This window comes from Vibrio sp. R11-SG3-ISO3-SZ (assembly GCF_059834345.1).
The window spans coordinates 20642-31352 of the sequence record NZ_JCBDGX010000116.1 but is presented as its reverse complement, the minus strand read 5'-3'; the positions used below and the strand labels follow the sequence as shown (position 1 = coordinate 31352).

Annotated in this window: 10 protein-coding genes; 6 read left to right on the top strand and 4 right to left on the bottom strand. The window is 48.9% G+C overall.

The annotated features are described in order from the left end of the window. Positions 1-146 precede the first annotated feature (146 nt). Together AC6R1O_RS14535 and AC6R1O_RS14530 are read left to right on the top strand one after the other, a co-directional pair. Complete coding sequence (locus AC6R1O_RS14535) at positions 147-1298, top strand: mannitol-1-phosphate 5-dehydrogenase (protein WP_500629574.1); 1152 nt, start codon at positions 147-149, stop codon at positions 1296-1298. Between the two features lie 50 nt (positions 1299-1348). Beyond that, the gene (locus tag AC6R1O_RS14530) at positions 1349-1885 is read left to right on the top strand and encodes an MltR family transcriptional regulator (protein WP_487902172.1); all 537 of its coding nucleotides are present in this window, start codon (positions 1349-1351) and stop codon (positions 1883-1885) included. A gap of 171 nt (positions 1886-2056) precedes the next feature. Here the strand turns inward: AC6R1O_RS14530 and nagB are convergent, their stop codons facing one another. The 4 genes from nagB to ispB all read right to left on the bottom strand — a co-directional run bounded on the left by nagB (position 2057) and on the right by ispB (position 7483). Continuing rightward, positions 2057-2857 (bottom strand): glucosamine-6-phosphate deaminase, encoded by an 801-nt coding sequence (gene nagB, locus AC6R1O_RS14525; RefSeq protein ID WP_500637081.1) that lies wholly within the window; start codon positions 2855-2857, stop codon positions 2057-2059. Positions 2858-3178: 321 nt separating this feature from the next. Next, positions 3179-4240, bottom strand: a complete 1062-nt coding sequence (locus tag AC6R1O_RS14520; protein WP_500657274.1) for a TRAP transporter substrate-binding protein — start codon at positions 4238-4240, stop codon at positions 3179-3181. 330 nt (positions 4241-4570) lie between these two features. Beyond that, the gene (locus tag AC6R1O_RS14515) at positions 4571-6334 is read right to left on the bottom strand and encodes a bifunctional lysophospholipid acyltransferase family protein/GNAT family N-acetyltransferase (protein ID WP_500657273.1); all 1764 of its coding nucleotides are present in this window, start codon (positions 6332-6334) and stop codon (positions 4571-4573) included. 177 nt (positions 6335-6511) lie between these two features. Further along, a complete protein-coding gene (gene ispB, locus AC6R1O_RS14510) occupies positions 6512-7483 on the bottom strand; it encodes an octaprenyl diphosphate synthase (RefSeq protein ID WP_500657272.1) in 972 nt (323 codons plus the stop codon). A 269-nt stretch (positions 7484-7752) separates the two neighbouring features. On the opposite strand from ispB, the gene rplU reads away from it, so the two are divergent. The 4 genes from rplU to AC6R1O_RS14490 all read left to right on the top strand — a co-directional run bounded on the left by rplU (position 7753) and on the right by AC6R1O_RS14490 (position 10705). After that, on the top strand, positions 7753-8064 hold the full coding sequence (gene rplU / locus AC6R1O_RS14505) for a 50S ribosomal protein L21 (protein ID WP_000271393.1): 312 nt from the start codon (positions 7753-7755) through the stop codon (positions 8062-8064). 20 nt (positions 8065-8084) lie between these two features. Then, the gene (gene rpmA, locus AC6R1O_RS14500) at positions 8085-8342 is read left to right on the top strand and encodes a 50S ribosomal protein L27 (RefSeq protein WP_004409945.1); all 258 of its coding nucleotides are present in this window, start codon (positions 8085-8087) and stop codon (positions 8340-8342) included. A gap of 250 nt (positions 8343-8592) precedes the next feature. Continuing rightward, complete coding sequence (gene cgtA / locus AC6R1O_RS14495) at positions 8593-9765, top strand: Obg family GTPase CgtA (RefSeq protein ID WP_500657271.1); 1173 nt, start codon at positions 8593-8595, stop codon at positions 9763-9765. Positions 9766-9937: 172 nt separating this feature from the next. Continuing rightward, a complete protein-coding gene (locus AC6R1O_RS14490; protein WP_500657270.1) occupies positions 9938-10705 on the top strand; it encodes a threonine/serine exporter family protein in 768 nt (255 codons plus the stop codon). Positions 10706-10711: the final 6 nt, after the last annotated feature.

Genomic DNA, 10711 nt, shown 5'->3' with positions numbered 1-10711 from the left:
ATAGCAGTACTTTTGTCTAGCTCCTAAGTGAACGAGGCCAGTTCTCCCCCGCTCTGGCCTCCTTTTTAGTCTAGATAGCTGAAGGCTTAGTCGTGTGCTGTTAAGCCGTTAGCTATACAGATTCAACATTTGAAAGGTTAGTGATTATGAAAGCGTTACATTTTGGTGCAGGAAATATCGGTCGTGGTTTCATCGGTAAATTACTCTCAGACGCAGGCATGGAAGTCACATTTGCAGACGTCAACGAAACGGTCGTCTCTGAGTTGCAAAGACGCAACGAATACCCAGTGAAAGTCGTCGGTGAAGAGTGTGTCGTGGAAGTGGTAAAAAACGTCACGGCAGTCAACTCCGCCACCGATGAGGTGATTGGCTGCATCGCCAACGCCGATCTCATCACCACAGCGGTAGGCCCAACCGTACTCAAGATTATTTCTGGCTCGATTGCTAAAGGCATTGAGCAGCGTTTTGCTGCGGGCAACACGTCGCCACTGAACGTTATCGCGGCAGAAAACATGGTGCGTGGTACCACTCAGCTTAAAGAAGCTGTGTATGCGCATCTTAGTGATGAACTCAAAGCGTTCAGTGATGCGCACATTGGTTTTGTCGATTCTGCGGTTGACCGCATCGTGCCGCCGGCAGAAGAGGGCGAAACCGATCCACTGGCCGTCACGGTGGAAACCTTCAGTGAGTGGATTGTAGATCAAACTCAGTTCAACGGCCCAATCCCAACCATCCCGGGAATGGAGTGCACAGACAACTTGATGGCGTTTGTCGAACGTAAGCTGTTTACGCTCAACACTGGTCACTTGATCACAGCTTATCTCGGTGTACTAGCGGGCCATGAGACCATCAAAGACTCGATTGAAGATCCAGCGATTCGCCAAGAAGTGAAAGCGGCGATGGAAGAAAGCGGGGCAGTACTGATCCAGCGCTACGGTTTTGATCCTAAAGCCCACGCAGCCTACATTGAGAAAATCTTAGGTCGTTTCGCCAACCCGTACTTGCGTGATGAAGTGGACCGCGTCGGTCGCCAGCCTATTCGTAAGCTCAGCCCGCAAGATCGTTTGATCAAGCCACTCAATGGCACCTTGGAGTATGGGTTGCCAAACGCGCACTTGATCAAAGGGATTGCTGCGGCCTTCCATTACAAGAATGACGATGACCCACAAGCGGTTGAATTGCAGAGCATGTTCGCAGAAAAAGGATTTGCCGAGACGCTAGCCCACTATTCAGAGCTGAATATTGACTCAGAAGTTGTTAAACTAGCCGAACAAGCGTATAACGCAATCAATGAATGATGGAACACCAAAGTGCCACTGATGTGGCACTTTCTCCTTTTGAAGAAGCCATGCCAATACACTCGAGTCATGAAGTTGAACTCTTAGAAGAGCTAGCAGAATCAGCCAATGCCGCTGAGTGTCTGCTATGTGCTTATGATGTATTGGAAGACATGCTCGATGCCTTGTTAAAAAGTATTTTCCACAAAGACGATTACGCAGTGAAATTCGTCGTCGACCCATTACTGACCAGTGATGGGCCATTAGGGGAAATACTGGTGCGCATCAAGTTACTGCTCGGGCTTGGGGTGATCAGTAAACAAACCTATGACGACATCGAAGTGTTTGTCACCCTAAAAGAGTGGGTTAAGGTTCAAGAGGGGAAAGTGGACTTCTGGGACCAAGATATCGTGTTTGAGCTCAACCGAGTGAACGCGATACAGAAAATCATGCCTATCGATTACTCACCCGAGTTGGTCGAGGGATTAAATGACGAAATGAAAGCCATGTTTTTAGACCGTCATTTCCAAAAAGTGCGTTCCACCATAGTGTTGGCCGTGAACGACATCCATCAGCAGCTCGCAAGAGAAAACGCGCTGACCTCCTAGTGATTTTCTTTGTCAGCTCTATTGTCGCTATCTATTTTAGATAGCGTTTTTCGTCATCTATGTTAGATAGCCATTCTAGACCATTATTTTAGGCCATTTCCTTGGCCAACTATATCAGACAAGAAAAAAGCCACCGAAGTGGCTTTTTTGTTTCGTGCTAGCGAAAACGTCTTACAGACCTTTGATGTTTTCCGCTTCCAGTTCAGAGAAGTATTTCACTGTCTTCACTTTAAGCTCTTGCTGCGCTGGCTCATCCGCAACGATGATTGCTTTGCGATGCATTTGCAGTGCAGTGACTGTCCACATGTGGTTTACGCTGCCTTCAATCGCCATTTGCAGTGCCAAGGCTTTGTTGTGACCAAGCGAGAGAATCATCACTTCTTCGGCGTCTAGTAGCGTTGCGACACCAATCGTTAACGCAAATTTTGGCACTTGGTTGATGTCGTTATCAAAGAAACGAGAGTTTGCGATCCGCGTGTCTTCGGTCAATGTTTTGATACGAGTACGTGATGAGAGTGATGAGCCTGGCTCGTTAAACGCGATGTGACCATCAATGCCAACGCCACCCATAAATAGGTTGATCTTGCCGTAAGAGCGGATTTTGTCTTCGTAAGCTGCGCAGTGTGCATCGATGTCGTCCGCTTGGCCGTCAAGCAGGTTGATGTTCTCTTCTTGAATATCAACATGGTTGAAGAAGTTGTTGTACATGAAAGAGCGGTATGACTCTGGGTGATCTGGGTCGATGCCCACGTACTCATCCATGTTGAACGTGACGACGTGTTTAAAGCTGACTTCACCGGCTTGGTATAGCTCGATCAGTGCTTTGTATGTCGACAGTGGCGTACCGCCAGTGGGTAGACCTAAAACAAATGGGCGTTCTTCCGTCGGTTTGAAGGCGTTGATTTTCTTCGCGATATGACGTGCAGCCCATTTGCCGACTTGTTCTGCATTTTTTAGGGGAATCAGTCTCATTGGTCTTTATCCTGTTTCAAGTGCTCGATTGGATTTCTTAATTTGCATTGTAAAATAAGGCGTGAGATTTCGCCACTATTTTTGTGGAATAAATGATCTTTCGTCACGAATTAGGCTGTCAATGGCTTCTATGACTCTATTCTCCACATCAATAGTGACAGTTTTTTTATAAAGCGAGAAAAGGAGTGTGAAGGAAGGATGGAGTTGATCATCGAGCGACTAAAAACGCCGCCCGAAGGCGGCGATAGTTGTTGAGAATGTCACTTTGAAAGCAATGCTTTTTGACAGCCATATTTTTTGACAGGAATAACCGTACAGCGCTTAAGGCGTCGTCTCAAGATAGGCTTTGGTCGAGATGTCGGTCCAAGCGCGCACTTTAGTGAGGTACTCGCGTTGCGAAGTGATGATCTCTTGCGCCAGTGCGTCTTTTTCTGCTTGCTCTTGCAGCAAGGCTTCTGTGGCGCTGTGTAGCGCTGACAATACTTGCGGCGGGAAGTCGCGCACTTTGATGTCTGGGAACTCTTGGCTCATGCTTGCCCAACTGTTGGCATTAGCGTCAATCGCTTGGGTATACATGTCAAAAGCGGCCACTCTAAAGGCGGTTTCTAGGATCACTTGCAGATCCTTTGGCAAGCTGTCCCACACCTTCTTGTTGACTAAGAACTGCGTCTCGGAACCTGGCTCGTGCCACGCGGTGTAATAATACGGCGCGATTTTTTGAAAGCCCATGCGCAAATCAAAAGCAGGGCCGACCCATTCGAGTGCGTCAATTGTGCCTCTCTCGAGTGAGGTGTAGAGTTCCCCAGGTGCGATGTTAGTTGGAGCGGCGCCGACGCGCGCCATGACTTCACCGGCAAAGCCCGGAATGCGGATTTTCAGCCCTTGCAGATCATCAATGGTGTTGATCTCTTTTTTGAACCAGCCACCCATCTGAATATCGGAGTTACCGCCGGGGAAAGAGAGCAAATTGTGCGGCGCGTAGACTTTCTCCATCAACTCCATACCGCCACCGCGATAAAACCACGCGTATTGCTCGGTCGCCATCATGCCAAAAGGCATCGAGGAGAAAAATAGCGTATTGGGTACCTTGCCTTTCCAGTAGTAAGAACTGGAATGGCCTAAATCGTATTGACCGGATTTGACCATATCAAAAATACCCAAAGGCGCTTTGTGCTTATTGGCAGAGTCAATACGGATCTGCAAACGACCATTGGACATCTCTTCAGCCAGTTTGGCCATGTTCTTACTTGCATCACCTAGGATAGGGGTATTGGGCCCCCAAGTTTCGGCAAGTTTGAGTCGGTAGATTTTATCGTCAGCGTGGCTGACGCTAGCAAGCAGAGCGCATACGCTCGTGAGCAACGTGGTCGTCACGCGTTTCATGTTTTTGAGTGAGCGGGGAGTGGATGGCAGCATGTTGAGTTCACGTCCTTTTGTGTTGTTATTAGAATATTGCAATGATTTTTGTCTATTGCTTCAAATTCGCTGTTAGCTTCGAATTTGCGCTATTTTTCGTCAACCATTTTATTGGCGGCATCAAGTGATTGGGCGAGAAGATATTCGGATAGAGAATGAATAAACAGTGAGAAGTGAGCTTAGCTGAGCGGCAAGAAGTTAAATTGCCCCAAAAATAGCCGCGCTTTTAGAGTAATGATGCGATCGATGGAAAATGCCATGTGAATCACATGGCATTGAGTTTTTGCTCGATAGGGATCAATCCGCTTGCGGGTGGTGATGCTCAAGGTATTGGCTTGCGGCATCTTGACCCATATAGCGGGCAAGAGTTTTGGTGCCAACACGAGTTAAATCCACCATGATCAATCCATCCAAAGCGTTGTTGAAATCAGGATCGACATTGAATGAGACCAGCTTGCCATTGAGGTTCAAATATTGACGCAGCAGAACAGGGACTCCCTTGCCTTCGTCAATACGATCAATCACGCGAGAGAGCAGTTGTAAATCCGCCAGCGCGGTTAACATGCTGGTGTTCCAGTGGGTGTCGTGTTTCGGTAGCGGGTTGGACGGCGAGACGTACTCAGCGGCTTTCGTGTCGTAGTGGTGCAGTGTCATGGTTTCTGCGAGCAGTTGTCTTGCCTGCTCGCTGTAATCACTACTGATGCTGACTGGGCCAAACAGGTGCGTATAGTGAGGATGGCGAGAAACAAACGTTGCTATGCCCTTCCAAAGCAAGAGTAAAGCGCCCATGCTTTTTTGATACGGCTTATCGATCACTGAGCGGCCCATTTCAATGGCGCAGCCCATCGTATTAATAAAGCGCTCATCATATTCAAACAAAGTACGAGAGTAGAGCGCATCAACCCCTTGTTGCTCAATCAGTTTATCGACCAAACCGAGTCGGTAGGCGCCGACCAGGCGGCGTTGCTCTCTGTCCCAAATAAACAGATGTTGGTAGTGACCATCAAACTGATCGATGTCGAGGGCCAAGCCCGTCCCTTCTCCCACCGCGCGAAAGTTCTTTTCACGCAGGCGGCCGATTTCATACAACACAGAGGGAATGTAGTCGGCGCTGGTGCAGTAGACATCGAATTCACCGCTCGATAATAGGTGATGATCGCGCGGCAATTGGTTGAGATCCACTTCAAGATCGCTCGCTGGGAGAGGGCTCGCGATAGGACCGCTGAGATCAATGCCAGGCGCTTTATTGGAGCGAAGCTGAGTGTTTGCCGCTAGCAAATAGGTATTGAGACGCAGATAGTTGACGACTTGAGTATCGCTGAGCGAGTGGAGCTCTTTGTACTTGATGGCCGAGCCGATGGAGAGTCGAATCGGGGTGTTTGATTTGTTGAGTAATTCTCGACCCAGCATTAATGTGCGCAGCAGTGGATGCACCTTTCCCGCAAGGTAAAAGCGTTTTGAGTTTTGGCCGTCAATAAAGACGGGCACCGTGGTGGCTTTGGATCTTCGCACTAAGCTAGCGACCGAGCGGCTCCACTCTTTATCTTCTAATTTCTGAGTTTTGCTATCGACCAGTTGTGACACTTCGCCAGCGGGAAAGATCAATAAGATCCCGCCTTGCTCTAGGTGTTGGTGAGCGAGTCTCAGCGCTTTTAAATTGGCTTTGTGCGCCTGTTTGCCTTCAAACACATCCACACCAATAAATAGACGATCCAACTCAGGGACAGTTTTTAGGTACTGGTTGGCTAAGATCTGCACGTCTTGGCGGATATGCAGTAGCAACTCAGCGAGGATAACGCCTTCGACGCAGCCCAGCGGATGATTAGCGACAACAACTGTCGCGCCGCTGCGCGGGATAGGATCGAGCGAGCCTTTTGCAATCTGGTAATCGATACCTAGGATAGTTAAGGTGTAGCGAAGAAACTGTTCTGTTGTCGCGTTAGCCGGGCGCTTGGCGTAAAACTTATCCAAACGACTGAGGCCCGTGGCCCATTCAGTGAGGTTCTCACCAAGGCCAAATGGCGTTTTGCGCGGCAATCGGAAAGGGCTAGATACGTCCATATCAATCTCGTCTAAACAGGAGTTGATGATGAGCGTAGGTCATTTAGATGTCACTGAAAGGACAGTTTAGTGAGAGTTCGGTGACTGAGCGATGACGGTTTGATGACGAACGATAGGATGGCGATCAGGCAGTGAATGCTGACTCACTGCCTGATAAGGAGAGGACGATTTCGCTGTTTAAGCGCTGCGATGCACCGCCATATGAGCAAGCGTTACCAATGCTTCTTTATAAGGCGAGTCAGGCACAAGGGCAAGCTGAGCGATGGCTTTATCGGCTTCTTGATAAGCCAGCTGGCGCGTGTACTCCAAAGAGCCGGTTTCATCCATCGCAGCCAGAATCTCGTTGAGCTTCTCCATTCCGTTTGCTTGTTCAATGGCTTCGCGAATCATTGCCGCTTGTTCTGGGGTGGCATGGCGCATTGCGTAAAGAAGAGGGAGAGTCGGTTTGCCCTCGGCCAGATCGTCGCCCACGTTCTTACCCATCTCCTCGCCGTCAGAGGTGTAATCCATCACATCATCAATCAACTGGAATGCGGTGCCGAGATATTTGCCGTAGTTTTGCATCGCGAGCTCAAGTTCGGCGTCAGCGTCGGTGAGAATCGCGCCGATTTGCGTTGCCGCTTCGAATAGGCGTGCCGTCTTCGAATAGATGACCTGCATGTAGCTCTCTTCGGTGGTATCGGGATCGTTACAGTTGATCAACTGCTGCACTTCACCTTCGGAAATCACATTCACCGCGTCACTCATTAGCTCGAGGATCTTTAATGATCCGAGTGCCGTCATCATTTGGAATGAACGGGTATAGATGTAATCACCCACCAAAACACTGGCGGCATTGCCAAACGCGGCATTCGCGGTGGCTTTACCACGGCGCATGTCAGATTCATCCACGACATCATCGTGCAACAGGGTCGCTGTGTGAATAAACTCAATGAAGGCGGCGGCGGTGGTGTGATCCTGACCTTGGTAGCCCAGTGCCCGGGCAGACAACACCGCAAGCAGCGGCCGGATTCGTTTACCGCCACCACTGACGATATAAAACCCGAGTTGGTTGATTAAAGAGACGTCAGAGTTGAGTTGGGCATGAATTGTTTCATTCACTTTTGCCATGTCATCGGCAGTGAGCGCTTGGATAGCTTTAAAATCCATTATACATCCGGCTGAAGGTTAGAACTGGTAAGGTATTCTTATCTGTATTTGTTGGCCAATAATACACTAAAAAACGTTGATTAATACATGCTTAACGGGCATGATTGGCGCACTTTTCATTGGCGATTAGCTTTTCGCCAATTTTTTAAAAATATGGCTTGTCATAGGTGCGAGCTTTCTGTAGAATCTGCGCCCTATTGATGATTAGTTTAGCGCACACCCAAATTGCCCAAAGTGCATAAGGCTGTGCGGAAAAAGCGGAGTAAGATATGTACGCTGTTTTCCAATCTGGTGGTAAACAACACCGTGTAAGCGAAGGTCAAACTCTTCGTTTAGAGAAATTAGACGTTGAAACTGGTGCAACTGTTGAATTTGATAAAGTTCTTCTTGTTGCTAACGGTGAAGACATTAAAGTTGGTGCTCCTCTAGTAGAGGGCGGTAAAGTTGTAGCAGAAGTTGTACAACACGGTCGTGGCGATAAAGTTAAAATCGTTAAGTTCCGTCGTCGTAAGCACTCTCGTAAGCAACAAGGTCACCGTCAGTGGTTCACGGAAGTGAAGATCACTGGTATCAACGCTTAATCGATTAGGAGAGTTTAACAATGGCACACAAAAAAGCTGGTGGTTCTACTCGTAACGGCCGCGATTCAGAAAGCAAACGTCTAGGTGTTAAGCGTTTCGGTGGTGAATCTGTTCTTGCAGGTAACATCATCGTTCGTCAACGTGGTACTAAGTTCCACGCTGGCACCAACGTTGGTATCGGTAAAGACCACACTCTTTTCGCTCTTACTGAAGGTAAAGTGAAATTTGAAGTGAAAGGTCCTAAGAACCGTAAATTTGTAAGCATCGAAGCTGAATAATTTACCTTCTGACTGAATTCAAAAGCCCTGCCGATTCGGCGGGGTTTTTTATTTATGAACCAATACTCAGGCACTCTGTATAAGAGTCCCTCATTATTGGTTCCCCACGGGCGATGTCCTGCTCAGCTGATGAGATCAAGCTGAAGGTGGAATCTGCTAGAATTTATATCATTCAACCTGAGCGGTTGAGATGATGTTGCAACGCAGCGGCGCACTCAGCGAGGTGCGCGGTAAGAGAGCGGAGTAAGAGATGAAATTCGTTGATGAAGCGGTCGTTAAAGTTCAAGCCGGCGACGGCGGTAGTGGTGTTGTCAGTTTTTGGCGCGAAAAATTCGTAACCAAAGGTGGCCCTGATGGTGGTGATGGTGGTGACGGTGGTGATGTTTACATCCTAGCGGACGAGAACCTCAACACCCTAATTGATTACCGTTTTCAGCGCTTCTATGAAGCAGAGCGTGGCGAAAATGGCCGCGGCGGTAACTGTACGGGTAAACGCGGAAAAGACAAAGTGTTGCGCGTGCCTGTTGGTACACGTGCGGTGGATATACACACTAATGAAATCGTGGCTGAAGTGGCCGAGCATGGCAAAAAAGTCATGGTCGCAAAAGGCGGTTGGCACGGCTTAGGTAACACGCGTTTTAAATCCTCGGTGAACCGTGCACCACGTCAAAAGACGCTGGGTACGAAAGGTGAAATCCGTGAGCTGCGTTTAGAGCTATTGCTATTGGCCGATGTGGGTATGCTTGGTCTTCCTAATGCGGGTAAATCGACCTTTATTCGCGCCGTTTCTGCGGCGAAGCCGAAAGTGGCGGACTACCCATTCACGACCTTGATCCCAAGCTTGGGTGTGGTCAGTGTTGTCCCAGAGAAAAGCTTTGTTGTCGCCGACATCCCGGGCCTCATCGAAGGCGCGGCAGACGGTGCCGGTCTTGGTATTCGATTCTTGAAGCACCTTGAGCGTTGTCGCGTGTTGCTGCATATGATCGATATCATGCCGATTGATCAATCGAATCCGGTACAAAATGCGCTGACGATCATTGATGAGCTTGAGCAGTATAGCGAGAAGCTTGCGGATAAGCCTCGTTGGTTGGTCTTCAATAAAGTGGATCTGATGCCAGAAGAGGAAGCCAATGAAGTGATTCAAGCTATCCTTGATGCACTGGGTTGGGAAGACGAGTACTTCAAAATCTCTGCCATCAACCGACAAGGTACTAAGGAGCTGTGCTACAAGCTGGCTGACTTTATGGAATCTCTACCACGCGAAGAGGAAGAGATCTCTGAAGAAGAGAAGGTCAACTTCATGTGGGATGATTACCACAAAGATGCCATGTCAGGTAAAGACGTCATCACTGAAGATGAAGACGACTGGGATGATTGGGACGACGAAGAAGACGACGGTCATGTGGTCTACGTCCGCGATTAATTAAACCTTTTTAAACAGCCGCAATCACATATTGCGGCTGTTTTTTTATCTACATCAATACGTATAGTGTGTGTGAGTTGCACAATAGGGCACTTTCTTGATCAATATTTCTTGATCAATATAAGCAGCCTTTGGCTGTGACTTCTCTCTAATGGAATAGGACATCGGTAATATGGCATCGAAGCAGCGAGCTGTCTCTCGCTTGATTGCCCAAGCAGGGCAAATGCTCTTGGCTCACGGCGCGGAAAGCACGTTGGTGGGCGATTTGATGCGCCGCTTTGGGCGCGCCTCTGGAATGGATGAGGTGGAAATCTCGCTATCATCAAGTTCACTCGTCGTGACGACCTTATATCAGCAGCACTGCATCACCACTACTCGCAGTTGCCCCGACCGCGGTATTAATATGCGTGCTGTCACTCAAATCCAACGTATCTGCATTATGCTTGAGCGCGGCGTGATTGACTATGAGATGGCGCAGCGCAAGCTCAACGCCATCAGCCCCGAGCGATATAACCGTTGGTTGGTAGTCGGGATGATTGGGCTATCTTGCGCCGCCTTTAGCCGCTTAGCAGGAGGCGACTGGATGGTGTTTATGATGACGTTTCTCGCCTCATCCGGTGGCATGATCGTGCGCCAAGAGATAGGCCATCGTCACTTTAACCCGCTGATGAACTTTGCCGTGACGGCGTTTGTCACTACAGTGATCTCGGCCCAAGCCGTGATTTATGAGCTGGGTAATGCACCATCGATTGTGATGGCGTCTTCTGTGTTGATGCTCGTGCCGGGCTTTCCGTTGATCAATGCGGTGGCTGATATGCTCAAAGGCTACACCAACATGGGCATCGCTCGATTCGTGATGGCAAGCTTACTCACGTTGGCGACCTGTTTGGGCATTGTCGCCGCGATGAGTGTGGTTGGCGTTCGTGGGTGGGTAGTGTGATGATGG